At 59.5% G+C, this 26,627-nt stretch carries 26 protein-coding genes; 7 read left to right on the top strand and 19 right to left on the bottom strand.

Annotated features, from left to right (window positions below):
- Positions 1-10: 10 nt before the first annotated feature.
- Positions 11-715 (bottom strand): Crp/Fnr family transcriptional regulator, encoded by a 705-nt coding sequence (locus KDX39_RS08660; RefSeq protein ID WP_231660047.1) that lies wholly within the window; start codon positions 713-715, stop codon positions 11-13.
- An 84-nt stretch (positions 716-799) separates the two neighbouring features.
- Here KDX39_RS08660 and KDX39_RS08655 point away from each other — a divergent pair, with 84 nt between their 5' ends.
- Positions 800-1,324 (top strand): Mpo1 family 2-hydroxy fatty acid dioxygenase, encoded by a 525-nt coding sequence (locus KDX39_RS08655; RefSeq protein WP_231660046.1) that lies wholly within the window; start codon positions 800-802, stop codon positions 1,322-1,324.
- Between the two features lie 68 nt (positions 1,325-1,392).
- Here KDX39_RS08655 and KDX39_RS08650 read toward each other — a convergent pair whose 3' ends face one another.
- From KDX39_RS08650 to dibA, 6 genes are all read right to left on the bottom strand, one after another.
- Complete coding sequence (locus KDX39_RS08650; protein ID WP_099229310.1) at positions 1,393-2,373, bottom strand: sulfate/molybdate ABC transporter ATP-binding protein; 981 nt, start codon at positions 2,371-2,373, stop codon at positions 1,393-1,395.
- Between the two features lie 2 nt (positions 2,374-2,375).
- Positions 2,376-3,248 carry a sulfate ABC transporter permease subunit CysW gene (cysW, locus tag KDX39_RS08645; protein ID WP_004882801.1) on the bottom strand — a complete coding sequence of 291 codons (873 nt, stop codon included), beginning with the start codon at positions 3,246-3,248 and terminating at the stop codon, positions 2,376-2,378.
- 10 nt (positions 3,249-3,258) lie between these two features.
- Positions 3,259-4,080, bottom strand: coding sequence for a sulfate ABC transporter permease subunit CysT (gene cysT, locus KDX39_RS08640; RefSeq protein ID WP_057408445.1), 822 nt, complete (start codon positions 4,078-4,080; stop codon positions 3,259-3,261).
- Between the two features lie 97 nt (positions 4,081-4,177).
- Entirely contained in the window at positions 4,178-5,188 is a 1,011-nt protein-coding gene (locus KDX39_RS08635) for a sulfate ABC transporter substrate-binding protein (RefSeq protein ID WP_184322023.1), read from the bottom strand.
- 130 nt (positions 5,189-5,318) lie between these two features.
- On the bottom strand, positions 5,319-5,501 hold the full coding sequence (oscA, locus tag KDX39_RS08630; protein WP_099229308.1) for a sulfur starvation response protein OscA: 183 nt from the start codon (positions 5,499-5,501) through the stop codon (positions 5,319-5,321).
- A gap of 202 nt (positions 5,502-5,703) precedes the next feature.
- Entirely contained in the window at positions 5,704-7,635 is a 1,932-nt protein-coding gene (gene dibA, locus KDX39_RS08625; RefSeq protein WP_231660045.1) for a phosphodiesterase DibA, read from the bottom strand.
- 157 nt (positions 7,636-7,792) lie between these two features.
- On the opposite strand from dibA, the gene desA reads away from it, so the two are divergent.
- Together desA and KDX39_RS08615 are read left to right on the top strand one after the other, a co-directional pair.
- On the top strand, positions 7,793-8,977 hold the full coding sequence (gene desA / locus KDX39_RS08620; protein ID WP_231660044.1) for a delta-9 fatty acid desaturase DesA: 1,185 nt from the start codon (positions 7,793-7,795) through the stop codon (positions 8,975-8,977).
- 136 nt (positions 8,978-9,113) lie between these two features.
- Positions 9,114-10,100, top strand: coding sequence for a GGDEF domain-containing protein (locus tag KDX39_RS08615; RefSeq protein ID WP_231660043.1), 987 nt, complete (start codon positions 9,114-9,116; stop codon positions 10,098-10,100).
- Positions 10,101-10,168: 68 nt separating this feature from the next.
- Here the strand turns inward: KDX39_RS08615 and KDX39_RS08610 are convergent, their stop codons facing one another.
- Both KDX39_RS08610 and lgt read right to left on the bottom strand, forming a co-directional pair.
- Positions 10,169-11,140 (bottom strand): thymidylate synthase, encoded by a 972-nt coding sequence (locus tag KDX39_RS08610; protein ID WP_231660042.1) that lies wholly within the window; start codon positions 11,138-11,140, stop codon positions 10,169-10,171.
- 52 nt (positions 11,141-11,192) lie between these two features.
- Positions 11,193-12,005, bottom strand: coding sequence for a prolipoprotein diacylglyceryl transferase (gene lgt, locus KDX39_RS08605; protein ID WP_231660041.1), 813 nt, complete (start codon positions 12,003-12,005; stop codon positions 11,193-11,195).
- Between the two features lie 126 nt (positions 12,006-12,131).
- Here lgt and KDX39_RS08600 point away from each other — a divergent pair, with 126 nt between their 5' ends.
- Complete coding sequence (locus tag KDX39_RS08600; protein ID WP_231660040.1) at positions 12,132-12,878, top strand: NRDE family protein; 747 nt, start codon at positions 12,132-12,134, stop codon at positions 12,876-12,878.
- 189 nt (positions 12,879-13,067) lie between these two features.
- On the opposite strand, the gene ptsP is transcribed toward KDX39_RS08600, so the two are convergent.
- A complete protein-coding gene (gene ptsP, locus KDX39_RS08595) occupies positions 13,068-15,347 on the bottom strand; it encodes a phosphoenolpyruvate--protein phosphotransferase (RefSeq protein WP_025994331.1) in 2,280 nt (759 codons plus the stop codon).
- A gap of 21 nt (positions 15,348-15,368) precedes the next feature.
- Positions 15,369-15,848, bottom strand: coding sequence for an RNA pyrophosphohydrolase (locus KDX39_RS08590; RefSeq protein WP_002555745.1), 480 nt, complete (start codon positions 15,846-15,848; stop codon positions 15,369-15,371).
- Between the two features lie 142 nt (positions 15,849-15,990).
- On the opposite strand from KDX39_RS08590, the gene KDX39_RS08585 reads away from it, so the two are divergent.
- Positions 15,991-16,647 carry an HAD family hydrolase gene (locus KDX39_RS08585; protein ID WP_184322033.1) on the top strand — a complete coding sequence of 219 codons (657 nt, stop codon included), beginning with the start codon at positions 15,991-15,993 and terminating at the stop codon, positions 16,645-16,647.
- A gap of 9 nt (positions 16,648-16,656) precedes the next feature.
- On the opposite strand, the gene KDX39_RS08580 is transcribed toward KDX39_RS08585, so the two are convergent.
- Positions 16,657-17,085: a DUF2269 family protein gene (locus tag KDX39_RS08580; protein WP_231660039.1), complete on the bottom strand. Its 429-nt coding sequence runs from the start codon at positions 17,083-17,085 to the stop codon at positions 16,657-16,659.
- Positions 17,086-17,240: 155 nt separating this feature from the next.
- The gene (ilvA, locus tag KDX39_RS08575; RefSeq protein ID WP_231660038.1) at positions 17,241-18,755 is read right to left on the bottom strand and encodes a threonine ammonia-lyase, biosynthetic; all 1,515 of its coding nucleotides are present in this window, start codon (positions 18,753-18,755) and stop codon (positions 17,241-17,243) included.
- Positions 18,756-18,900: 145 nt separating this feature from the next.
- Here ilvA and rpiA point away from each other — a divergent pair, with 145 nt between their 5' ends.
- Positions 18,901-19,572, top strand: a complete 672-nt coding sequence (gene rpiA, locus KDX39_RS08570; RefSeq protein WP_231660037.1) for a ribose-5-phosphate isomerase RpiA — start codon at positions 18,901-18,903, stop codon at positions 19,570-19,572.
- Between the two features lie 71 nt (positions 19,573-19,643).
- Here rpiA and KDX39_RS08565 read toward each other — a convergent pair whose 3' ends face one another.
- From KDX39_RS08565 to KDX39_RS08550, 4 genes are all read right to left on the bottom strand, one after another.
- Complete coding sequence (locus KDX39_RS08565) at positions 19,644-20,552, bottom strand: SdiA-regulated domain-containing protein (RefSeq protein ID WP_231660036.1); 909 nt, start codon at positions 20,550-20,552, stop codon at positions 19,644-19,646.
- Positions 20,553-20,660: 108 nt separating this feature from the next.
- Positions 20,661-21,593, bottom strand: a complete 933-nt coding sequence (locus tag KDX39_RS08560; protein WP_231660035.1) for an SdiA-regulated domain-containing protein — start codon at positions 21,591-21,593, stop codon at positions 20,661-20,663.
- A gap of 179 nt (positions 21,594-21,772) precedes the next feature.
- Positions 21,773-22,438: a fumarylacetoacetate hydrolase family protein gene (locus KDX39_RS08555; RefSeq protein ID WP_231660034.1), complete on the bottom strand. Its 666-nt coding sequence runs from the start codon at positions 22,436-22,438 to the stop codon at positions 21,773-21,775.
- 73 nt (positions 22,439-22,511) lie between these two features.
- The gene (locus KDX39_RS08550; protein WP_099227313.1) at positions 22,512-23,906 is read right to left on the bottom strand and encodes an FAD-binding oxidoreductase; all 1,395 of its coding nucleotides are present in this window, start codon (positions 23,904-23,906) and stop codon (positions 22,512-22,514) included.
- Positions 23,907-24,067: 161 nt separating this feature from the next.
- Between KDX39_RS08550 and serA the strand changes: the two genes are divergently transcribed.
- Positions 24,068-25,297: a phosphoglycerate dehydrogenase gene (gene serA / locus KDX39_RS08545; RefSeq protein WP_231660033.1), complete on the top strand. Its 1,230-nt coding sequence runs from the start codon at positions 24,068-24,070 to the stop codon at positions 25,295-25,297.
- A gap of 89 nt (positions 25,298-25,386) precedes the next feature.
- On the opposite strand, the gene KDX39_RS08540 is transcribed toward serA, so the two are convergent.
- Both KDX39_RS08540 and KDX39_RS08535 read right to left on the bottom strand, forming a co-directional pair.
- Positions 25,387-25,875 (bottom strand): Lrp/AsnC family transcriptional regulator, encoded by a 489-nt coding sequence (locus tag KDX39_RS08540; protein ID WP_002555947.1) that lies wholly within the window; start codon positions 25,873-25,875, stop codon positions 25,387-25,389.
- Between the two features lie 47 nt (positions 25,876-25,922).
- On the bottom strand, positions 25,923-26,579 hold the full coding sequence (locus tag KDX39_RS08535; RefSeq protein ID WP_231660032.1) for an HAD family hydrolase: 657 nt from the start codon (positions 26,577-26,579) through the stop codon (positions 25,923-25,925).
- Positions 26,580-26,627: the final 48 nt, after the last annotated feature.

Here is a 26,627-nt window from a genome sequence, read left to right as displayed (position 1 = left end):
GTCGGCACCTTCAACACACGGCACTGGCCTTGGAAAAATTCGCCACCTTGCGCAGTTTCTCCACCTCGAAGACTTCCAGTTGCCCTTCCCCCAGACGCACGATCCTGCGCTGATGCAGGTCTTGCAGCACCTCAAGCAAAACAGCCGGAGAAAGATCAGAGGACGGCTGGATTTCGTCCAGCGTGATCAGACGTCGCGCATGACTCAGACTTCCATAGCCTTCGGACAACATCAGCAGCCGCCACGCAACCCGATGCCTGGCCGGCCATCGGGCCATCTCCTCAGGACGCGGGATCGGCAGCCCAAGCTTGTGGCTGAGCAGAACGGCAAACGAGCGCCAGTAGTGCGGATGCTGATCGAGCAATTCCATTAGCACGCGCTGTGGAACATGCAGAAAGATCGTCTGCTCCTGTGATACCACGTCGAATCTGCGCGGCAGCCCGTCGAACAACGACACTTCTCCAAACCAGCAAGGCAAGCGAACGGGCTCCAGACGTGGCACCAGACGTTGGTCAGCAACAGGACCGACACGCACACTGCCTTCGACCAACACGTAAAGACCGCACGCCGGATCGCCTTTTTTGAAGAGTGTCTTGCCGGGCGTCTTGCGAATCTGGAAAGCGGCGTCCAGCAGGCTATCCTGCAAACCGGCGGGCAGATGAGAAAACCAGTAATCGGACAGCAATCGTGACCGCCATAACGTTCCATTTGTCATATTTGCTCCCTTGTTTTCCAGGCAGTCGTATTGCAAAAGCGATACGGTGAACAACCCGGATCAGCGTTTCAGGCAGGAATAATAATGAAAAACCTTGTCGACCATCTCAGCCAATATGCGTCCTATCACCGCGATTCGCGCAATATCGTGACCCACTTCATAGGTATCCCGCTGATTGTTCTGGCGGTGGCCGTACTTTTGTCCCGACCGGGGTGGTCGGTGGGCGGCATCTGGATATCGCCTGCGGCCCTGGTGGCGCTGGCTTCAACGGTGTTTTACCTGCGACTGGATCGAGTGCTCGGCGTGGTGATGGCAGTACTTCTGCTGCTGTGTATCTGGGCGGGCGCGAATCTGGCGCAGCAGACGACGATGGTCTGGCTGAGTGCGGGTGTGGGACTGTTTGTGGTTGGCTGGATCATCCAGTTCATCGGTCATTATTACGAAGGCCGCAAACCGGCGTTCATCGACGACGTGACTGGCCTGATCATCGGCCCGTTGTTCGTGGTGGCAGAACTGGCTTTCCTGATGGGCCTGCTGAAACCTCTGCAGCACGCCATCGAGGAGCGTGCTGGCCCGGTAGGACGCAACGTGCGCAAGGCTGCGATTTAACTCACAGCCTCCCACAGGTTATGCGTTCAATCAGAGCGCATAACCCGCGGGCGATCAGCTTAAGTACCTCACAACTTCTGCCAGACCTTGGGCTTGAAGAACAGGGTCTCACCCCGTGCCAGACCCACCAGGCTGTCGTGATCCTTGACCACTTCGGCCTCAATCAGCTCACTCTGCCCCTCGACCTTGAGCGTGACCCGCGTGGTCGCGCCCAGCGGGCGGATGTCACGCACTTCAGCGGCGTGGTGGTCTTCCAGCTCCTGGCGTGACAACGACACTTCATGCGGGCGGAACAGGACGTGGCCGTCATCACCCAGACTCAGGCGATTGGAGTCGCCGAGGAAGTGGTAAACGAAGTCGTTGGACGGATTCTCGTACACCTCACCCGGTGAGCCGATCTGTTCGATCACGCCCTTGTTCATCACCACGATGCGATCCGCCACCTCCATGGCCTCTTCCTGATCGTGGGTCACGAAGACCGACGTCAGGTTGATGTCTTCGTGCAGACGCGCCAGCCAGCGACGCAGTTCCTTACGAACCTTGGCGTCCAGCGCACCGAACGGCTCGTCCAGCAGCAGCACTTTGGGCTCTACAGCAAGGGCACGGGCCAGTGCGATACGCTGGCGTTGACCGCCGGAAAGCTGCTCTGGATAACGGTCCGCCAGCCAGTCCAGTTGCACCATATTCAGCAGTTCGTGGACCTTCTCGGCGATCCGCGTCTCGTTGGGCCGTTCGCGCTTGGGCTTCATACGCAGGCCGAACGCGACGTTGTCGAACACGGTCATGTGACGGAACAGCGCGTAATGCTGAAACACGAAACCGACATTGCGATCACGCACGTCATGGCCGGAGACGTCTTCGCCGTGGAACACGATGCTACCGGCATCCGGGGTTTCCAGGCCGGCGATGATGCGCAACAAGGTGGTCTTGCCGCAGCCTGACGGACCCAGCAAAGCGACCAGCTCGCCACTCTGGATGTCCAGATTGATACTGTTCAGGGCCTTGAACGCGTTGAAATTCTTGCTGACGTTACGGACTTCGATCGACATGATTATTCCTCCGCCGCGTTATGGCGCAGACGGTTAATACGGGATTCGCTCCACTGCTTGAGCAGCAGGATGAACAGCGCGAGGATCAGCAACAGGCTCGCCACCGCGAAAGCGGCAACGTGGTTGTATTCGTTGTAGAGGATCTCGACGTGCAGCGGCAGGGTGTTAGTGACGCCGCGAATGTGGCCGGACACTACCGACACCGCGCCAAATTCACCCATCGCCCGCGCAGTACACAGCACCACGCCGTAGATCAGGCCCCACTTGATGTTCGGCACCGTCACATGCCAGAACATCTGCCAGCCATTGGCACCCAGCAGGCGCGCCGCCTCTTCTTCCTGCGTGCCCTGCTCCTGCATCAGCGGGATCAGTTCACGCGCCACGAAAGGTACGGTCACAAAGATCGTTGCCAGCACGATGCCCGGCAAGGCGAAGACGATCTGAATGTCGTGATCCTGCAGCCACGGCCCGAACAGACCCTGGGCGCCGAACATCAGCACATAGACCAGACCGGCGATCACCGGCGATACCGAGAACGGCAGGTCGATCAGCGTAACCAGGATGCTCTTGCCACGAAACGAGTACTTGCTCACGCACCATGCGGCGCTGACGCCGAACACCAGGTTGAGCGGTACCGAGATCAGCACGGCAATGACGGTCAGCTTGAGCGCCGACAACGCATCCGGCTCGAGCACCGCCTCGAAGAATGCGCCCAGACCGTTTTTCAGGCCTTGCGAGACCACGATGAACAACGGCAACCCCAGAAACAGGGCGAAGATCAGCCAGCCGAGGCCGATCAGGATACGACGTGCTACAGCATTGCCACGACGCGCGTCGTTGGCGGAGGCCGCAGCCGATACCGATGAATAAGACATGCTCGCCTCCTCAGGATGGGGTTTCGATGCGCCGCTGCAGCAGGTTGATCAGCAGCAGCAGAATGAAAGAAACCACCAGCATCAGAACGCCAATGGAGGTCGCGCCGGTGTAGTCGTATTGGTCGAGCTTGACCATGATCAGCAGCGGCATGATTTCGGTCTTCATCGGCATGTTGCCAGCAATGAAGATGACCGAGCCGTACTCGCCCACGCCACGAGCAAACGCCAGCGCAAAGCCGGTCAGCCAGGCAGGCAGCAGCGCGGGCACGAGGATGTGGCGGAACACCTGCAGCGGGCGAGCACCCAGGCAGGCGGCGGCCTCTTCGACTTCACGCGGGATATCGGCCAGCACCGGCTGAACGGTGCGCACCACGAAAGGCAGCGTTACGAAGGTCAGCGCCAGAGTAATACCAAGGGGGGTGTAGGCGATCTTGAAACCCAGGTCAGTGGCGAATTGCCCGACCCAGCCGTTGGGCGCGTACAGCGCCGTCAGGGCAATACCGGCCACAGCCGTCGGCAGGGCAAACGGCAGGTCGATCATCGCATCAATGATCTTGCGGCCGGGGAAGGTGTAACGCACCAGCACCCACGCCAGCAGCGTACCAATCACGCCGTTGATGACTGCCGCATAGAACGCGGTGCTGAAACTCAGCTTGAGCGCTGCCAGCACGCGGGGCGCTGTGATGATGGTCCAGAACTGATCCCAGGTGAGCTGTGCGGCATGCACGAACATGGCGGCCAGCGGTATAAGCACAATCAGACTGAGGTACACCAAGGTGTAGCCCAGCGTCAGCCCGAAGCCGGGTATGACGGGGGAGATACGACGCGACATAGAAGTCCCTGGTTTTACTTGCACGAAGCCCGGACGTTGATCCGGGCTGTTTTACCAACGGGCAATACCGCCTGCGAACGGCGGTATCGTCACTCGGTTACTGCGCTTGATAAATCTGGTCGAACACGCCGCCGTCATTGAAAAACTTCGGCTGCGCAGTCTTCCAGCCGCCGAAGTCTTTGTCGATAGTCACCAGATCCAGTTTCGGGAATTGCTTCTCGTATTTGGCGGCGATCTCTTTGTCACGTGGACGATAGAAGTTTTTCGCGGCAATTTCCTGACCTTCCTTGCTGTACAGGTGCTTCAGGTACTCGGTCGCGACGGCGGTATTGCCTTTCTTCTCGGCATTCTTGTCGACGACCGCGACCGGCGGCTCGGCCAGGATCGACAACGACGGTACGACGATATCGAACTTGTCCGCACCACCGTCTTCTTTCAGCGCCAGGAACGCCTCGTTTTCCCACGCCAGCAGCACGTCACCCTGACCGTTGTTGACGAAGGTGATCGTTGAGCCGCGCGCGCCGGTGTCCAGAATCGGCACGTGCTTGAACAGGGTCTGAACGTATTCCTTGGCCTTGGCTTCGTCGCCACCGCCTGCCTTCAGGCCATAGGCCCAGGCAGCCAGGAAGTTCCAGCGCGCGCCGCCCGAGGTTTTCGGGTTGGGCGTGATGACAGAGACGTCTTTCTTGATCAGGTCGCCCCAGTCCTTGATGCCTTTGGGATTGCCCTTGCGCACCAGGAACACGATGGTCGAGGTGTACGGCGTGCTCGCATCCGGCAGGCGGGTCTGCCAGTTTTCAGGCAGGGTTTTGCCCAGCCTGGCGATCTCATCGATGTCACCGGCCAGCGCAAGGGTCACGACGTCGGCACGCAGGCCGTCGATCACGCCACGGGCTTGTTTGCCCGAACCACCATGGGACTGCTTGATGGTCACGGTGTCGTCCGGATGAGCCTGTTTCCAATGCTTGGCGAATTCTGCGTTGTACTCCTGATACAGCTCACGCGTCGGGTCGTAGGACACGTTGAGCAGCTCGTAGTCCTTGGCGACTGCGGAACCTGCAAATACAGCACTGGCGAGAGCGGCCAGGGCAAAACGGCGAATGGACATAGGTGAAGCTCCTGGAAATTCTGTGTGTCGGCTTTTTTTGATTTTTTCGTCGCACGCCAGCGTGAGATTCACACTGGCGCGCTGCTTGTCAGGGGGTGTATCGCATTCGGTTATTTCATCCGGCGCTGTATCAGCCCGGTTTGTTACCTGGGTTCTGCAAACGGAATTTTTCCTTGCGCTCGATCTGCACCACCTGTGCGTTGTGCACAGTGATCTCGACGGCGCCAAAGCGCAGGTCACGCAACGCACTCTGAATCTCACGCAAAATTGCCGCTTCGTCCTGACCGTCAACACTACGTAGAGATGCGCTCATTATCGTATTCCTTGAAAGTGGAGCCTGCCGTCGCACCTGAAGCGCTGGCATGTGGCGATAAGGCAATAGTAGTGAGGAGCGGATATTCTTAAAAAGACTATTTAAGAATGCAGATATAACCAAAAGAAATTAGGCGACGTCATGCAGTGGCGGGACGCATTGCACGTCCGGCCAGCACATGAATCAGACGCGTCAGAGCCCGTCAGACCGGGGCTGTGAGGAAGTTCGGGGCATGCGCCCAATTGATCGATTCGGCAGGCACCGGCCGACCAAACCAGTAGCCTTGGCCCAACTCACAACCGTTATCGAACAGAAACGCCGCCTGCTCGGCCTGTTCGATACCCTCGGCCAGCACTCGCATGCCCATGCTGCCCGCCAGCGCGATGACCGCGCGAACAATCGCGATGTCGTCGTCATCGCCTGGCAGCCCCGCAACGAAGCCCTGATCGATCTTCAGCTTCTGGACCGGCATCCGCTTGAGCCTGAGCAGCGAGGAGTAGCCGGTACCAAAGTCATCGATGGCCAGACTCAGGCCCAGCTCGCGCAGCCGGTGCAACTGCTCGATGGCCTGCTCGGGGTCTTCCATCACCGCGCTTTCGGTCACCTCCAGCTCCAGCAAGGCAGGATCAAGGCCGGTATCACGCAGCACTTGACCGACCTGACGGTCAAGATCGCCCGTGCTGAACAATCGACTGGAAACATTGACCGCCACAAAGCGGATCGGCACGCCGGATGCCTGCCAGGCCAGCATCTGCCGACACGCCGTTTCCAGCACCCAGGCATCGATATCGGCAATCAGCCCGCTCTGCTCGGCCACAGGAATGAATTCACCCGGTGAAACCATTCCTCGTGACGGATGCTGCCAACGCACAAGCGCTTCGACCCCCACGATGCAGCGAGTGGCAAGGTCGTGAACCGGCTGATAAAAGACGCGCAATTCCTGATGCTCGATGGCATGGCGCAGTTCGCTGACCAGTTGCACCCGCTGACGGGCGTGGGACGTCAGTTCCTGGGTGTACAACGCATAGCCGTCGCGCCCGTTGCTCTTGGCCTTGAACAGCGCAGAGTCGGCATTGCGCAACAATTGCTGATCGGTCAGCGCATCGCCGGGAAACAGGCTGATGCCCAGGCTGACACTGATGAACAACTGCTGTCCGCCGATGGTAAATGGCGCCTTGAGCACGTCGATGACCCGCTGCGCCAGGGCAGCTGCCTGGACCATCTGCGGGCAGTTCTTGACCAGCAAGGCAAATTCGTCACCGCCCAGCCGTGCCAGGGTCATGTCCGTCTCGATCACACCTTCGAGTCGAACGGCAATGGCCTTGAGCACTTCGTCGCCGATGTTATGGCCAAGGCTGTCATTGATGTTCTTGAAATGGTCCAGATCAATCAACAGCAGCGCGCAGCCGCGCTTGCTGGAACGGGCAGACGTCAGTGCCTGACTGATCCGGTCGGTGAGCAGCAGACGGTTGGGCAGACCGGTCAGCGCGTCGTAATGGGCCAACTGAGCCAGTTCCTGCTCGGAACGCTTGATGGCGGACATGTCGGAAAACACCGCGACGAAATTTTTCGGCTGACCATCATCGGCCTTGATGCTGCGGATCGTCTGCCACTGTGGATAGACTTCGCCGCTCTTGCGCCGATTCCATATCTCGCCGCTCCATTGACCGGCGCTGAGGATCGAACGGTACATCTGCCGATAGAACTCCGCACCATGGCGGCCGGACTGAAATTTGCTGGGGTTGAAACCCAACACTTCATCGGGCTGATAGCCGGTAATATCCACGAAAGCCCGGTTGACGTGCACGATCCGCCCTTTGGCGTCCGTCACCAGCACCCCTTCCAGCGTACTGTCGAACACCGCAGCAGCCAGTCTCAGCTGGTCATGATCGTCTTGATGACGCGCTACCTGTGCCTTGCCGGTGATGGCTTTCATCAAACGGTCACGCGCGACGAAGAGCATGACCGCGCTTATCAACACCCACGCGTAGCCGCCCGCACGCTGCCAGATGGCCAAATGAGCCGAATCTTCGATGAACAGCGGCAGCAGGCAATCGAAGGCCAGCAACCAATGAACGGACAGCATGCCGTACAGAATGGCCGTCCGTAGCGCTCCGCCAGTAGAGTCCGTCACACGAAAATCCAAGGCCTTATGAAAGGGGCACAATTATAAAGCAAGAAACATCCTGCGACTCTTATCTAAAAGCGTGACTGGTTTTCTGTGGGATGTCAGTGATAATGCAGTTGTTACTTTTTTCTTCACGCGTATTTTTACGAGGGCCAAACAGCCTATGTGGTACAACGGTTTGCTCGACCTTTCCGTCTGGCAGGTAATAGCAGTCACGCTGGCCATGACCCATGTGACGATTGTCGGCGTCACGGTCTATCTGCACCGCTACTCCGCTCACCGCTCCCTGGAACTCAATGCAGGGCTCAAGCACTTCTTCCGTTTCTGGCTGTGGCTCACCACGGCGCAGAACACCCGCGAGTGGACCGCCATCCATCGCAAGCACCATGCAAAATGCGAAACCGTCGATGACCCGCACAGTCCGGTTGTAAAAGGGCTGTCCACCGTTCTGCGCAAGGGCGCCGAGCTGTATCGCCAAGAGGCTCGGAACGAAGACACGTTGCGCATCTACGGCAAGAACTGCCCGGAAGACTGGATCGAACGCAATCTGTACTCGCGCTACAAGATGCTGGGTATCGCCCTGATGGCGGTCATCGATCTGGCACTGTTCGGCGCTATCGGCATTACCGTCTGGGCGATCCAGATGATGTGGATACCGTTCTGGGCCGCCGGTGTGGTCAACGGTCTGGGTCATGCCGTGGGTTATCGCAACTTCGAGTGCCGTGATGCGGCAACCAATCTGGTGCCGTGGGGCATCATCATTGGCGGCGAAGAACTGCACAACAATCACCACACCTACCCGAATTCGGCCAAGCTGTCGGTCAAGCCGTGGGAGTTCGACATGGGCTGGGCGTGGATCAAGGTGTTCAGCTTTCTGCGTCTGGCCAAGGTACAGCGCGTCGCGCCTATCGCCCATCGGGTCGAAGGCAAGGGTCATCTGGACATGGACACTGCGATGGCGATCCTCAACAATCGCTTCCAGATCATGGCCCAGTACCGCAAGGTCGTGATCGGTCCACTGGTCACTCAGGAACTGGCCAAGGCCGATGCCTCGGTCCGTCATCAGTTCCACCGCGCCAAGCGCCTGCTGTCCCGCGAGACCAGCCTGCTGGACGACCGGCACCACGTGCGCATCCAGACCATGCTGGAACACAGCCATGCACTGAAGGTGATCTATGAGAAACGCCTCGCGCTGCAGCAGATCTGGGTCAAGACCAGCACCAACGGGCATGACATGCTGTCAGCCATGAAGGAATGGATTCACGAAGCCGAAGCCAGTGGCATTCAGTCCCTGCGCGACTTCGCCGACCAGTTGAAAACCTACTCGCTGCGCCCTGCTCAAGCCTGACACCGTTGATCGGCATGCCCCCTGCGGGCATGCCGGTTTCGGAACTTCCCTCCCTTTAAAACATCTCATCGTCTTTCCCGCTGTGAATGGGAGAGCGTGCAAGCACTGGCTGCGCGCTGCTTGAGACGTCGCCTCTATGGAAAAGCAAAGCCCTATCGCTTCCACTACCGAAATGCCCGCCGCCGCCGAAACCCTGCTGGCCCTGATGCATGCACAGGCTGAAGTGGCGCGTCTGAGCGAGCGCGAACAGTTGTTCAGTTCGCTGCTGGTCAGCGTCAACGCTGTCCTATGGGCGTTCGACTGGGAAACCCAGCGCATGATCTACGTCAGCCCGGCCTACGAGCGCATCTTTGGACGCTCTGCAGGGCTGTTGCTGGCCGATTACGGTGAGTGGCGCGACAGCATCTATCCGGATGACCTCAATTACGCCGAACGCAGCCTGAGCGAAGTGATCGAGAAAGGCGCCATTGAAGACCGCGAGTACCGGATCATTCGTGCCGACGGTGAAGTCCGCTGGCTCAGCGACAAGTGCTTCGTCAGTCGCCAGACCGATGATGCACAGCGTCTGGTCGTGGTAGGCATTGCCGAGGACATCACCGAGAAGAAACAGCTCGAAGATGAACTGCAGCGACTGGCAACCACCGACGTGCTGACCCAGAGCAGCAACCGACGCCACTTCTTCGAATGCGCCCAGCGCGAGTTCGAACTGGCGCGCCTGAATGGCACGCCACTGGCCTTCCTGCTGCTGGACATTGATGACTTCAAGCTGGTGAACGACACCTACGGCCACCAGGAAGGCGACACCGTGCTGCAACGCATTGCCGAGAGCGGTCGCTCAGCATTGAGACGCGGGGATCTGTTCGGACGGATTGGCGGCGAAGAGTTTGCAGCGGTCTTTCCCGGCTGCGCACCCGAAATGGCCATGCAGATCGCAGAGCGCCTGCAACGCGAGATCCAGCGACAGAGCTTCCAGTGCGGCAACAGCACCTTCAGCATCACCGCCAGCCAGGGCCTGACCAACCTGACCAAGGACGACCACAGCCTGGAAGCCCTCTACGGCCGCGCCGACGCCGCGATGTATCAGGCCAAGCGTCAGGGCAAGAATCAGATCGTGCTGGTTTGACCTGACCGTTTAATCCCACACTGATGATCGTCCCCACGCAGCGCATGGGGAACAATCGTCATCGGCGCTTAAACGGCCATCGGCGCGGTCATCGCCGGGTGGTGTTCGTACCCTTCCAGGGTGAAGTCAGACGGTTCGATCAGTTCCAGCCACTCCGGCTGATACACACCGGTCTTCGCAAAGTCCGGGACGCGGTCGGAGATTTTCAGTTTCGGCATCGGGAACGGCTCGCGGGTGAGCTGCTCGTTGAGCATGTCCAGATGGTTCTCATACACGTGGGCATCACCGATGAAATAGGTGAACCAGCGCGGCGTGTAGCCCGTCAGACGGCCGATCAGGCTCAGCAGCGCAGCGCCTTCGGTCAGGTTGAACGGCGTGCCCAGACCAAGATCGTTCGAACGGATGTAGAGGGTCAGCGAGATTTCACGTGTCTGCGGGTTCGGGTGCAACTGGTACAGCAGGTGGCAAGGCGGCAGCGCCATCTCGTCAAGTTGCGCACAGTTCCAGCCGTGGAACAGAATCCGGCGGCTGCCGGGATCGTTGATGATGGTGTCGACACACTGACGAATCTGGTCGATAGCCTTGTACAGCACCACGAACGCCCGACCATCTTCTTCGGATTCGGCAATCTGGCGATAACCCTGACCAAGCGCCAGTTCGATCGCCGCAACATTGGCGGCGTCGATACGCTTGTAGGCAGGCCATTTGCGCCACTGTACGCCGTATATCTCGCCCAGATCATCTTCGCCCTTGCGGAACGGATTGTTCAGCCACTGAGCGTTCTCGTTGGCATTCTGGTCCCAGACCTTGCAGCCCAGCTCGCGGAATTCGGCCGCATTGCTCACGCCACGCAGAAAACCGACCATCTCACCGATGGCCGACTTGAACGCCATGCGGCGTGTGGTGATTGCCGGGAAACCTTCCTGCAAGTCATAACGCAGCATCGCACCCGGAAAGCTGATGGTGTTCACGCCGGTACGGTTGGACTGCAAGGTCCCGTGCTTGATCACGTGCGCGACCAGTTCCAGATATTGCTTCATAAATCACCTGCATTGTTGAAAGCGCCACACGCGAACATGCGGCGTTTCGGTGTTAAACCGCTGCGTTGGTTGCCGACGGAGCGCGCTTGTAAGCGAACCAGATCAGGAGCAGGCCTGCGATGATCATCGGCAGACTCAGGATCTGACCCATGGTGACCCAGCCCCACGCCAGATAGCCCAGTTGCGCATCCGGTACCCGGACGAACTCGACCACGAAACGGAAAATGCCGTAAAACAGTGCGAACATGCCGGAAACGGCCATGGTCGGGCGAGGTTTACGCGCATAAAGATTGAGGATGATAAACAGTGCCACACCTTCCAGTGCGAACTGATACAGCTGCGACGGATGGCGCGCCAGTTGTGCAGGGTCGCTGAACGGTGGGAACACCATCGCCCACGGCACATCGGTCGGCTTGCCCCATAGTTCGGCATTGATAAAGTTGCCGATACGCCCGGCACCCAGACCGATTGGCACCAGCGGTGCAACGAAGTCCATCAGTTGGAAGAAGCTTTTGCCGTTGCGCTTGCCGAACCACCAGGCCGCAATCATCACGCCGACAAATCCACCATGGAAGGCCATGCCGCCTTTCCAGACCTCGAAGATGAGCAACGGATTGGCGATATAAGCCGGCAGGTCATAGAACAGTACATAGCCCAGCCGCCCACCGACGATCACGCCCATGGCCAGCCAGAAAATAAGGTCGGAGAGTTTTTCTCTGGTCCAGGTCGGGTCGAATGCATTCAAGCGACGTGACGCCAGCAGCCATGCGCCACCGATGCCGACCAGGTACATCAAACCGTACCAGTGAATTTGCAGCGGGCCGATGGCAACGGCTACCGGGTCAATCTGCGGGTAAGGCAGCATTGCGTATCCTCAATTGGAACGCCCGTGCGGGCGACTGAATCAGGCGGGCATGTTACCGGAGCCCGGCCGGTTGCTCTAGCGGCCACCGATCAAAGCTGCGTACAGTTCAGGAAAAAGGAGAACCGAATGTGTCTGATCGTATTCGCCTGGCGCCCGTCCCTGGCCCAGCCGCTGATTGTGGCGGCCAATCGTGACGAATTCTATGCACGCCCTACCCGGCCACTGAGCCAATGGGAAGACGCGCCGAACATGTATGCCGGACGGGACCTCGAAGCCGGCGGCACCTGGATGGGCATCAGTGCACAGGGGCGCTTTGCCGCTGTGACCAATATTCGTGATCCGGGCCAGACGCTGGGCCTGCGTTCCCGTGGCGAGTTGGTGGCCAGGTTTCTGGCGAGCGAGCAATCGCCTGAGGATTACCTGGCGGAAATGGCTGCGCGGGCCAGTGAATACACCGGTTTCAACCTGCTGGCGGGTGACGCAGAGCGTTTGTACTACCTGAACTCGACCGACCCGACGCCCCGGTTGCTGGGTGAAGGCGTGTACGGGCTGTCCAACGCTGGGCTGAACACGCCCTGGCCGAAGCTGCTCAAGGCCAGAGCAGCACTGACGGCGCAACTGGATGACCCTCGGCCCGAACGATTACTGGAGCTGCTGAAGGATCCGCAGCCAGCCGCAGATGCCGAGCTGCCTGAAACGGGCGTGGGCCTGGCCACCGAGAAGCTGCTGTCCAGCGTGTTCATCGCCAGCCCCAACTACGGCACCCGCGCCAGCACCGTGCTGATCGTCAACGCAGACGGCACGCGGCAGATGATCGAACACAGCTTCGGGCCACAGGGTGGACGGTTGGGCGAGGTCGAGCTGAGGGTTTGAGTGAGTGCTGTCTCGCAACAGACACTGGGCCGTGGGAGGCGGCTTGCCGGCGATGGCATCCTTTCAGCTGCTGACAGGTCGCCTGACAAATCGAATCGCCGGCAAACCGCCTCCCACGAGAGAAACGTTTCTCCAGCAGCTTGGTGGGTGCTTGAGGAGGCCTAGCGCACGCCAATTCAACAGAGAAACCTAGTGCCCCTTCACGGACCCAGGGTTGATCATCCGCGACAGACCAAGGTTTTTCAGCGCAAGTTGCAGCGAGCTGCTGATGACTTGCGGGTTGTCGTTAGTCATCAGTTGCGCCAGCAGGTCCTTGGCCTTGCTCAGGTTGATCTGGCGCAGCATCCACTTCACTTTCGGCAGGTTGGTGGCGTTCATCGACAGGCTGTCGAAGCCCATCGCCATCAACAGCACCGCCGCTGCCGGATCACCGGCCATTTCGCCGCAGATGCTGACTGGCTTGCCTTCGGCATGGGCGTCACGCACCACGCTTTGCAGGGCCTGTAGCACCGCAGGGTGCAGGTAATCGTAAAGATCGGCGACACGCGGGTTGTTGCGGTCGACGGCGAGCAGGTATTGGGTCAGGTCGTTGGAGCCGACCGACAGGAAGTCCACTTGACGCGCCAGATCGCGGGTCTGATAGACCGCAGCCGGGACTTCGATCATAACGCCCACCGGCGGCATCGGCACGTCGGTGCCCTCGTCACGCACTTCGCCCCAGGCGCGGTGGATCAGGTGCAGCGCTTCTTCCACTTCGTGGGTGCTGGAGATCATCGGCAGCAGAATGCGCAGGTTGTTCAGGCCTTCACTGGCCTTGAGCATGGCGCGGGTCTGAACCAGAAAAATTTCCGGGTGATCGAGGGTGACGCGAATACCGCGCCAGCCGAGGAACGGGTTGTCTTCCTTGATCGGAAAATAGGACAGCGCCTTGTCACCACCAATGTCCAGGCTGCGCATGGTCACCGGCAGTGGATGGAAGGCGGCCAGCTGTTCACGGTAGATCGCCAGCTGTTCCTTCTCGCTCGGAAAACGCTGATTAATCATGAACGGCACTTCGGTTCGGTACAGACCCACGCCTTCGGCGCCACGCTGCTGAGCGCGAGCCACGTCGGCGAGCAGACCGGTGTTGACCCAGAGCGGCATGCGGTGTCCGTCGAGCGTCACGCACGGAAGCTCACGCAGTGCATCGAGGCCCTGGGAGAGCTGGCGCTCCTCCTCGACCACTTTGCCGAACTGCTTGCGCATGATGTCGCTGGGGTTGGTGAAGACCTCACCGTGGTAGCCGTCAACGATAAGGTCGATGCCATCGACCTTGGAATACGGGAAATCCACCAGCCCCATGACCGTCGGAATGCCCATTGCCCGGGCCAGAATCGCGACGTGGGAGTTGCCGGAGCCCTGCACCGAGACCAGACCGACCAGCTTGCCTTCCGGCACTTCACCCAGCATGGCTGGCGAGAGCTCTTCGCTGACCAGAATCGTATTGTCGGGATAGACCAGCGCCTGTTGCCGCGCTTCCTGAAGGTACGCCAGCAGACGGCGGCCCAGGTCCTTGACGTCCGAGGCGCGCTCACGCAGATAGGCGTCGTCCATCAGTTCGAAACGTTTGACGTGTTCGTTGACCACCGAGCGCAACGCGCCCTGCGCCCACTGACCGGTCTTGATGACGTTGGTGACTTCGCTGCCCAGCGAGGCATCGTCGAGCATCATCAGGTAGACGTCGAACAACGCACGCTCTTCAGGGCGCAATTGTGTGGCCAGTTTGGCGGACAGGGTGCGCATGTCATTGCGCACGCCTTCCAGCGCGTTCTGAAACAGCGCCAGCTCGGCAGCGATGTCCGTGACCGTCTTGTCCGGCACCACTTCCAGATCCGCAGGCGGCAGCATGACCACCGCCACCCCCACCGCAGCGCCGGGCGAACCGGCCACGCCGACGAATTTGGCTTCCTGAATACCCTTGCCCTGGCGACCCAGACCACGGATCGAGCCAGTCGCTTCAGCGTGGGCAATAACGCCTGCCAGCTGCGCACTCATGGTAACCAGGAACGCTTCTTCGCCCTCGTCGAACTGGCGGCGCTCCTTTTGCTGGATCACCAACACCCCGACCACACGGCGGTGGTGGATGATCGGCGCACCCAGGAACGACGCATAACGTTCTTCACCGGTTTCGGCAAAGTAGCGATAGCGAGGGTGATCGGCAGCGTTTTCGAGGTTCAGCGGTTCTTCGCGCGTACCCACGAGGCCAACGAGGCCTTCGTTCGGCGCCATGCTGACCTTGCCGATGGACCGCTTGTTGAGGCCTTCGGAGGCCATCAGTACAAACCGGTTGGCTTCGGCATCGAGCAGGTAGACCGAGCAGACCTGGCTGCCCATGGCCTCCTTTACGCGCAGCACAATAATGCCCAACGCCGCCTTGAGATCCTTGGCGGAGTTAACTTCCTGGACGATCTTGCGCAGCGTATTGAGCATGGCTCGGGGTCGAACTCCGTGTCAGTCGCGCGATAAGAGGCGCGGGGCAAGCTCTTTGAGTGCGCGTCGATACACCTCGCGCTTGAATGTCACCACCTGGCCAAGCGGATACCAATAACTGACCCAGCGCCAGCCATCGAACTCCGGTTTCCCGGTCAAATCCATCCGCACCCGCTGCTCGTTGGAGATCAGGCGCAGGAGAAACCATTTCTGCTTTTGGCCGATACACAGCGGTTGGCTGTGAGTACGCACCAGTCGTTGCGGCAGACGATAACGCAACCAGCCCCGAGTGCAGGCAAGTATTTGCACATCATGTCGTTCGAGTCCGACTTCTTCATTCAACTCACGATAAAGCGCGTCTTCCGGCGTCTCCTGTGGGTTGATTCCCCCTTGCGGAAACTGCCAGGCATCCTGGTTGATACGCCGAGCCCATAGGACCTGACCAGCATCGTTTGTCAGAATAATCCCGACATTAGGACGGAAACCATCGGGGTCGATCACGGCAACAACCTCGCAAACGCATGTCGCCGCATTGTTCCACAAAGGCGATCAAACCAGCAACGAGGCTCGTCACCTTATGTGAAGACTTGTGAAAACCTCGTATTCTGGTGCTCTTTTTTCAGCTAATTCAGCGAGTAACCGCATGCGCCTGGCACTATTCGACCTCGACAACACGCTTCTGGGCGGCGACAGCGATCACGCCTGGGGTGATTATCTGTGCCGTCGCGGCATCCTCGATACCGCGTCCTACAAAACGCGTAACGATGAGTTCTATCAGGATTATCTGGCCGGCACGTTAAACATGACCGAGTACCTGAACTTCACGCTGGAAATTCTGGGCGCGACCGAGATGGATCAGTTGGCGCAATGGCATCGTGAGTTCATGCGCGACTGCATCGAACCGATCATGCTGCCCAAGGCCATTGAATTGATCGCCAAACACCGTGCGGCGGGCGACAAGCTGGTGGTGATTACCGCAACCAACCGTTTCGTGACGGCGCCCATTGTGGAACAGCTGGGGATCGAGACACTGCTGGCCACCGAATGCGAAATGGTCGATGGCCGTTATACCGGCCGCACCACAGGCATTCCGTGCTTCCGTGAAGGCAAGGTCACACGGCTGAATCTGTGGCTGGAGGAGAATGCGTTCAGCCTTGAGGACAGCTATTTTTACAGCGACTCGATGAACGACCTGCCGCTGTTGGAGCAAGTGGCCAATCCGGTGGCGGTCGATCCCGATCCGAAACTGCGCGCTGAAGCCGAGCAGCGCGGCTGGCCGGTCATTACGCTGCGCAATTGACGCCAGTGCTTACGCCGGTTTGAAGCCCATCAAACCGGCGATCACGACGAAACTCACCACACTGATCATCGCCAGCGCCAATGTGAAGCCACGCCTGTCGGTCCTGGCGCCCAGACGCAATCGGTCAAGCCTCGCCACCAGCCACACCCAGCTGAACAGGCCCAACGTGTACAGCACGCTGCTGCCCAACACCCAGGTCTGCCCCAGCGACAGCCCCAACGAATGCACCAGCCACCAGCCGCTGAACGGCAGAATCGCCAGACAGACCGCCATCAGCAGCCAGAAGAACAGCAATGGGCGCTTGAGCAGACGGGTCTGGATGGTCGCATCGCCCTCGAGGCGCACCTTGACGACACCACTGGCCAGCACCAGAGCGCTGAGCAGCAACAGCGTGATGGCAGCGATGTGCAGGGTTTTCAGGGCGGTGACGGGTTCCATTGCAGGGTCTTCCTCTTGAATCGTGACGGGTTGAGTCTAGCAGTCAGACCTGCGTTAACGGGCTCAGTCATGGCCCTCACACTGATCGTTCCCAGGCTCCGCGTGGGAAGGCCGCTCAGAACGCTCCGCGTCCCGGCCTACAAAGCCTTGGGGCCTCAGCCCAAAAACAACTTGTACGCCGGGTTCTCGCTCTCATCCCAATACGGATAGCCGATCTCGGTGAGTGCCTGGCTTACCAGATGCCGCTCCTCCTCGGGCACCACCAGCCCTGCGACGACTCGCCCATCCGCCGCGCCGTGGTTGCGGTAGTGGAACATCGAGATGGTCCAGCGTCCGCCCAGGCGGTTGAGAAAGTTGAAGAGCGCACCAGGCCGTTCGGGGAATTCGAAGCGCAGCACCACTTCATCGCTGACGCGCTCGGCATGTCCGCCCACCATATGGCGGATGTGCAGTTTGGCCAGTTCGTTGTCGGTCAGGTCCAGCACCGGAAAGCCCTGCTCGGTCAGGCTGGCGATCAACGCGCTGCGCGGATCGTTTTCCGGGTGGGTCTGCACGCCGACGAAGATGTGCGCTTCGCGGTCGGTGTGGTAGCGGTAGTTGAATTCAGTGATCTGCCGCTTGCCGATGGCCTCGCAGAAGGCCTTGAAGCTGCCCGGCTTTTCCGGGATGGTCACGGCGATGATCGCTTCGCGCCCTTCGCCCAGTTCGGCGCGTTCGGCCACGTGGCGCAGGCGGTCGAAGTTGACGTTGGCCCCGGAGTCGATCGCCACCAGGGTCTGGCCGCTGACGCCGCGCTGTTCGACGTACTTCTTGATGCCGGCCACGGCCAGCGCACCCGACGGTTCGGTGATGGAGCGGGTGTCGTCGTAGATGTCCTTGATGGCGGCGCAGATCTCGTCGGTGCTGACCGTGATCACTTCATCCACGTAATGACGGCAGACTTCAAACGTGTGATGGCCGATCTGCGCCACCGCCACACCATCGGCAAACAGCCCGACCTGGCTGAGCACCACACGCTCGCCCGCGGCCAGGGCGGCTTGCAGGCAGTTGGAATCGTCCGGTTCGACGCCGATGACCTTGATGTCGGGCCGCAGGTATTTGACGTAGGCCGCAATGCCCGCGATCAGTCCGCCGCCGCCCACGGGCACGAAAATCGCGTCCAGTTGACCCGGCTGCTGGCGCAGGATTTCCATCGCCACCGTGCCTTGCCCGGCGATGGTGTCGGGGTCGTCGTAGGGATGGATGTACACAAAGCCCTGCTCATCGACCAGCTTCAGCGAATACGCCAGCGCTTCGGGAAACGAATCGCCATGCAGCACCACCGTTGCGCCGCGTGAGCGCACGCCTTCGACCTTGATCTCGGGCGTGGTGCGCGGCATCACGATGGTCGCCTTGATGCCCAACTCCCGGGCTGCCAGCGCCAGCCCCTGCGCATGGTTGCCCGCCGAGGCCGTGACCACACCGCGCGCCGCGTCTTCAGCGGTCAGTTGTGCCAGCTTGTTGTAAGCGCCGCGAATCTTGAACGAGAACACCGGTTGCAAGTCTTCGCGCTTGAGCAGGATCTGATTGCCCAGTCGCTCGGACAGTTGACGCGCGCCGTGCAGCGGGGTCTCGATGGCGACGTCGTAGACGCGTGAGGTGAGGATTTTCTTGACGTACTGTTCAAGCATCGGGGCGACATCACTGATGAAAAGGGCAAGACCGGCAAGTCTACCCCGCACTCCGATGCACGACCATACGAATGACAGGGCTTTGCGCCGCAGTCGCCGCTATAATGCGGGCCCTTTTGCACACCTCTGGCACCGTGGAGCCCGCATGACCCAGGATCAACTCAAACAGGCAGTCGCCCAGGCAGCTGTCGATTTCATCCTTCCAAAGCTCGACGACAAGAGCATTGTGGGCGTCGGCACCGGCTCCACGGCCAACTGTTTCATCGACGCACTGGCCCAGCACAAGGCTGCGTTCGACGGCGCCGTCGCCAGTTCCGAAGCCACCGCTGCGCGCCTCAAGGGCCACGGCATTCCGGTGTATGAACTCAACACGGTCAGCGATCTGGAGTTCTACATCGACGGCGCGGACGAAAGCGACGAGCATCTGAACCTGATCAAGGGCGGCGGCGCAGCCCTGACCCGCGAGAAGATCGTGGCGGCAGTCGCCAAAACCTTCATCTGCATCGCCGACGGCAGCAAGCTGGTGCCCGTGCTGGGCGCTTTCCCGCTGCCGGTTGAAGTGATTCCAATGGCACGCAGCCATGTAGCGCGCCAACTGGTCAAGCTGGGCGGCGACCCTGTCTACCGTGAAGGCGTGCTGACCGATAACGGCAACATCATTCTCGATGTGCACAACATGAGCATCACCAACCCGGTGGAGCTGGAAGCACAGATCAACGCCATCGTCGGCGTGGTCACCAATGGCCTGTTCGCTGCACGCCCTGCGGATCTGCTGTTGCTGGGCACGGCTGAAGGCGTGAAAACCCTGACCCGCTAAGCGTTACGGCGTCAAGAAGAGCCCACCTCGCGTGGGCACTTTTGTTTTCAGCAAGCCAATGCTTGAAACCGTCAGGGCTTGCGAAACACATAGAACAGATTCGGCTCGCTCACCAGATACAGCACTTCATCGTCGTCCATGGCAACGCCTTCGGCCTGGGGCACGGTCTTGCTCAACCCCATCTGCCCTTTCTTCAGCGAGCTGCTGCCGATCGGACGGCCATCGATACCCAGCTCGACGATCTGCCTGGACTCATCGGACAGCGCCAACAAGTGGCCGCTGTTCTGATCGAACTGCAAGCTGGATAGATCGCGCACGAACAGACCCGCATCGCGCTTGCTGTCGGAAATCACCTGAAGATTGCCTGGGCCGCCTGCATTCGTCTTGGGGAAGCCGCGCACTTCGATGATCTGCACCGGATCACGCTCGCGGGCGACGAACAGGCGCTCGCCGTGCCGGTCATAGGCCAGACCTTCATAACCCTTGTTGCCACCCGCATTGAGCCCCAGCGTCAGTTGTTCGGCATTGGCCGCATCCACCGACTGGGTGCTGTCATCAATATGCACCTTGATCAAGCGCTGCTGGCGCTCGTCGCTGATTACATAAACGCCCGGACTGATGTACTCGACGGCTTCTGCATCACCGAAGCCGATCAATTTGATACGGCGCAGGATGCGCCCATCGAGGCCGAGCTCGACCATTTCGGCGTTCTGGTTGGTCACCGTGAACAGGCTTTTGCGATCAGGATCGTAGCTCAGGCCAGAGACGTCATCCGTCAGCCCGTCGATGACCTGCCCTTCAATCACGGCCCGGTATTGATCAAGGCCAATGGCTTCCTGTGAATCGGACTGCCAGAACATCTGCCAGTCGAATTGGGCACGCTCCACAAACCGGTATCGCTGGTTGGCGATGGAAAACAGCAGGGCGATCAACGGCACGAAGATAATCAGCACGAGCAAAGAGCGGGTAGAGCGACGCATTGAGGTGACTCGAAAGGTTGAGCGGGCGGCATTGATAGCACGCCATTCTGAAAACAAGCTTAATGGCGTAGTGCTACTTTCTTACCAATTATGTGTTGCCGTCCTGGCTCAGTGCTTGCGAAACGAATAGAACAGGTTCGGCTCGCTCACCATGTACAACGTTCCTGCCTCATCCAGCGCAACGCCTTCAGCACGCGGAATCGTATCTTTCAGGCCATTCATGCCGCCAAGCAACGTCATGAAACTGACCTGTTCACCCTGCTCGTCCAGCTCCAGCAGCAGATGCGAGTCCGCCGACAGCGCAAGCATGTGACCGGTGCGCGGGTCGATGCTCAACGACGACAGGTTGCGCATGTCCAGCGAACGGCTTGGCAGTTTCTGCTTCTCGCCCTTGAGTACGTCACTGCCATCGCTTGCCCAGGTAAACAGTGCTGCGGGGCGCTCTTCGCCCAGAATCAACTGTTGGCGACGCGGATCCCAGGCAATGCCTTCGAAACCCTTGTTCTGGTTGTCGGATTTGCCCAGATCGTATTTCGGGAAGTCCTCGATGTTAAGCATCGTGGTCTCTGCCGTGACGTTGACGATAGTAAGCTGATGCTGACGCTCGTCAGTGATGGCGATCCGTCCGTCATTCATGACTGCCACGCCTTCAGGATTGCTCCAGCCGACCAGCGGGATCTTGCGCAGCACATCACCAGTCAGCGTCAGTTCGACCAGAAAGGCATTCTTGCCCATGACTGCGAACAGGGTCTTGGTGACCGGGTTATAAGACAGGTCCGACGCCTCGTCCTTTTCCATGCCGGGCAACGCTTTCGCATCGATATCTACATGATAGTCCGGCAACCAGATGCTTGCGCTGCGGCCCGCCTTGTTCTCGAAACTTTCCTGAAGCCAGAGCACCGCACGATCATCCCAGTGCATCGCGAAGGCCAGTCCATACCCCATGATCATCGCCAGCAGCAGCCACGAGTACCAGCGCAGACTTCGAATGAAGGCAAAGCGTTTCTTGGAAGCAGGCAGTGTTTGGGAAGAAGAGGGCATTCAAGGTGTTCCCGAGCAGAGGTAACGTCGATAGGGCTTATCGCCCTTGAAGGGCCGGCAGGATTATCCAGAACAGGTGTGAAAAAAACGCAAATCGGAATGAACTATTACCCAGCGGACAAACAAAAGCCACCCGGACGTTGATCCGGATGGCTTGCGGTGAGCGGTTTTCGAAACGCTTAGCGAACGACGCTCTCGAACGGCGTCTGACCACCCAGTTCGAGGACGATCTTATCGCCGGCTTCGAACGGCCCCACGCCCGCTGGCGTACCGGTCATGATGATATCGCCGGCCTGCAGGGAGAAGTTGGCCGCCATGTGCTGAATCATCGGCACAATCGGGTTGAGCATCAGGCTGCTGTTGCCGTCCTGAACGACCTTGCCGTTGAGGGTCAGACGAATGCCGATGTCGGTCAGGTCCGGGAACGTCTCGGCTGGCACGAAGGGCGCGATGACCGCAGCACCGTCGAAGCACTTCGCCAGTTCCCACGGCAGGCCTTTCTCACGCAGACGCGACTGCACGTCACGCAAGGTGAGGTCCAGGCCTGGTGCAAAACCGCTGATCGCATCCAGTACTTCTTCGCGGGATGGGTTCTTGGTCAGCGGCTTGCCGATCAGCACTACGATCTCGGCCTCGTAGTGCACAGAGCCACGGTCGGCCGGAATGGTGAAGCCACCTTCCAGCGCAACCACGGCGCTGCCCGGCTTCATGAAGATCAACGGTTCGGTGGGAACCGGGTTGCCCAGCTCTTTGGCGTGCTCAGCGTAATTGCGACCGATACACACCACTTTGCCCAGCGGGAAGTGAATATTCGTTCCATCGACATATTTGTGCTGGTAGCTCATGACGTCTCCTGAGTCTGGTAGATGCGGCTTTTATAAGGTTTTTATAGGATTTTTTGTAGCGCTGCGACCGTAATCAAACAGCGAATATCTTGCCGGGGTTCATGATGCCGTTGGGGTCGAAGATCGCCTTCATGGCCTTCATGTACTCGATTTCCACCGGCGAGCGACTGTAGGTCAGGTAGTCACGCTTGGTCATACCGACGCCGTGCTCGGCGGAAATCGAGCCGTTGTATTTCTCGACCGTCTCGAACACCCATTTGTTGACGCGGGCGCATTTGACGAAGAACTCATCCTTGTCGAGGCTTTCCGGCTTGAGGATATTCAGGTGCAGGTTGCCGTCGCCAATGTGGCCGTACCAGAGCACGTCGAAGTCGGGATAGTGTTCACCGACGATGGCGTCAATTTCAGCCAGGAACTGTGGCACTTTCGAGACAGTGACCGAGATGTCGTTCTTGTAGGGCGTGAAGTGCGAGATGGTTTCGGAGATGTACTCGCGCAGCTTCCACAGATTGCGCAACTGCTGCTCGCTCTGGCTCATCACACCATCCAGCACCCAGCCCTGCTCGACGCAGTGTTCGAAGGTCGCCAGGGCCTGATTGGCCAGATCCTCGGTGGTCGCTTCGAATTCCAGCAGCACATAGAACGGGCACGGCGTATCGAACGGCGAAGGCACGTCGCCCCGCGCCATGACTCGGGCAAATGACTTGTCGGAAAAGAACTCAAAGGCCGTCAGGTCGAGCTTGCCGTGAAAAGCGTGCAGCACCGGCATGATCGAATTGAAGTCGGTGGTGCCGAGCACCATGGCGGTCAGGTTTCGCGGGGCACGGTCCAGACGCATGGTGGCTTCGACCACGAAGCCCAGTGTGCCCTCGGCACCAATGAACAACTGACGCAGGTCGTAACCGGTGGCGTTCTTGATCAGGTCCTTGTTCAGCTCAAGCAGATCGCCCTTGCCGGTCACGACCTTGAGGCCGGCGACCCAGTTGCGGGTCATGCCGTAGCGAATGACCTTGATCCCGCCCGCATTGGTGCCGATGTTGCCGCCAATCTGGCTGGAGCCCGACGAGGCGAAGTCGACCGGGTAGTACAGCCCGTTTTCTTCAGCCATCGACTGCAATTGCCGGGTAATCACGCCCGGCTGGCAGACGGCCGTGCGATCGGTCAGGTTGAGGTCCAGAATCCGGTTCATGTAGTCGAACGAAACCACCACCTCACCGTTGGCCGCGACCGCGGCTGCCGAGAGCCCGGTTCTGCCGCCCGAAGGCACCAGCGCAACCAGACGCTCGTTGGCCCAGCGCACGATGGCCTGCACCTGTTCGGTGGTCTTGGGAAACACGATGGCCAACGGGGCCGGGGTGAATTGCTTGGTCCAGTCCTTGCCGTAAGTCTGCAGGGAATCCTCGTCGATCAGCACTTTGCCGGGGTCGACCAGGGTCTTGAGCTCATCAATCAAAGCGGGATGGGTCATGGACTCAACTCTCGAACAATTCATGGGCATCCTGAGAACGGTTCACGTTCAAGAATGGGGTTTCGCGGGGGGCTTATGCTAGCATACGCCCCCCGTGAACAGCGCCTGACGCCGTTTCGGCCACCCCCTGCCAATTTTCTCCGGGACACAGGTTTACGCAGATGAGCAAGACTTCCCTCGACAAGAGCAAGATCAAGTTCCTTCTTCTCGAAGGCGTCCATCAATCCGCCGTCGACGTCCTCAAGGCAGCCGGTTACACCAGCATCGAGTACCACACCAAGTCTCTGCCGGAAGCCGAGCTGAAGGAAAAGATCGCCGACGCTCATTTCATCGGTATCCGCTCCCGCACTCAACTGACCGAAGAAATGTTCGATTGCGCCAAGAAACTGGTCGCGGTCGGCTGCTTCTGCATCGGCACCAACCAGGTTGACCTGGACGCTGCCCGTGAGCGCGGTATCGCGGTGTTCAACGCACCGTACTCCAACACCCGTTCGGTTGCCGAACTGGTACTGGCCGAGGCCATCCTGTTGCTGCGCGGCATCCCCGAGAAGAATGCGTCCTGCCACCGTGGCGGCTGGATCAAGAGCGCTGCCAACTCGTTCGAAATCCGTGGCAAGAAGTTGGGCATCATCGGCTACGGCTCGATCGGTACGCAGTTGTCGGTTCTGGCCGAGAGCCTGGGCATGCAGGTGTTCTTCTTCGATCCGCTGACCAAGCTGCCATTGGGCAACGCAACCCAGGTCACCAGCCTGAATGAACTGCTGGGTCTGGCCGACATCGTTTCCCTGCACGTGCCTGAACTGCCGTCCACCCAGTGGATGATCGGCGAGAAGGAAATCCGTGCCATGAAGAAAGGCGCGATCCTGATCAACGCGGCGCGCGGCACCGTGGTCGAGCTGGACGCTCTGGCTGAGGCGATCAAGGACAAGCACCTGATCGGCGCGGCCATCGACGTGTTCCCGGTCGAGCCTCGCTCGAACGACGACATTTTCGAAAGCCCGCTGCGCGGCCTGGACAACGTGATTCTGACCCCGCACATCGGTGGTTCCACTGCCGAGGCGCAGGCCAACATCGGTCTGGAAGTGGCAGAAAAGCTGGTCAAGTACAGCGACAACGGCACCTCGGTGTCTTCGGTCAACTTCCCGGAAGTGGCCCTGCCCGCTCACCCTGGCAAGCACCGCCTGCTGCACATCCACGAAAACATCCCGGGCGTGCTCAGCGAGATCAACAAGGTCTTCGCCGAGAACGGCATCAACATCTCCGGTCAGTTCCTGCAGACCAACGAGAAAGTGGGTTACGTTGTGATCGACGTCGACGCCGAATACTCGGATCTGGCGCAAGAAAAGCTGCAGCACATCAAAGGCACCATCCGCAGCCGCGTTCTGTTCTGATCGCCCTGCCGCATTGAAAAAGGAGACCTTCGGGTCTCCTTTTTTGTGGGTCGTACTTTTTGCGGGTCGTTCCGCGTGATCGCCGGGTGTCAGTGGCGCAGCAGTTTGCGCAACGGCACGCCGTCTTTCATGACCGGGGATTTGATGACGATGTAGCTGAAGTACTTGGAGATGCCGATGTTTTTGTCCAGCAGTTCTTCGATCACTTCCTGATAGTGCTGGATGCTACGGGTCATGAAGCGCACCAGATAATCGTATCCGCCGCTGATCAAGTGACACTCCAGCACCTCATCAACATGACGGATGTTGGCTTCGAACTTGGCGAAGTCTTCGCGCTTGTGGTCGCTGAGGGAAATTTCCGTGAATACCGTGACCGACTCCGTGATCTTTGCAAGATTCAGGTGCGCCTTGTAACTGGAAATATAACCCGCCGACTCCAGACGCTTGACGCGTTGCAGGCAGGGGCTCGCGGAAAGCCCGACGGCATCGGCGAGGCTGACGTTGGTCATGCGCCCGTCTTTCTGGAGTTCTACCAGGATATTGATATCAATCCGATCCAGTTTGACCAAGCCTTCCATTACCTACCTCGTGTTGTGCCATTCACAGTGCCTACCTTCTAGCAAAATCAGCGCCGTAAGGACAGCTGATGCTGAGCGACCAGATCGGCCATGCTGTTGATGCAGATGTCTGCGGTACATGGCTGGCTGTGTTGCGCACGGCTTCTGCGGATCAGGCAAAGACCGCCGCTGCCCAGCGCCGTGGCAGGCGGACGCGACACCACCAGGGTTTCGGCAGGGTCCAGATCCATCCCGGCAAGCCATTGCGGATCGTCCAGTGGATGAGTCGTCAGCGACAGCAGACTGTCAGGTTCCAGGCCAAGCCGCTCGCAGAGCAGACCGCGGTCCTGCAGATCACGGTCGGCATAGACCAGCAGCCGGTAGAACTTGCGCAGATAGAGCATGGCGCCGGGGGCGTCTTCGAACAGCGTCCAGTTGGGCACCGAGCGGGCAAAGGTCATGCCCTCCTCCCAACTGGTCTTGATGCCAAGCCGCTCGGCCAGCTGGCGATGGGCGAAACACAACAGGCCACTGAAGCCCAGCTCGTCAAAACGCGGATAGAGCGTTGCGATGACCGCGTTGAATTCGGTCAGCACAGCGTCGCGGTCCGGTGCGGACACGGCGTTGTCCAGCAGCGGCTGCAAGGCGGTCCACACCCCGGAGTCGCGATCCACCAGAACTTCATCACAATCGATCAGCAGTGCGCGGTAATCAATAAGCCCCATGGCAGGCAACGTCTCCTTTCCAACAGTGGAACCTCAGCGCCCGGTCGC

Origin of the sequence: Pseudomonas sp. CDFA 610, assembly GCF_021147865.1 — a bacterium.
GTDB lineage: Bacteria > Pseudomonadota > Gammaproteobacteria > Pseudomonadales > Pseudomonadaceae > Aquipseudomonas > Aquipseudomonas alliivorans.
This window is presented reverse-complemented; position numbering and strand designations above follow the sequence as displayed.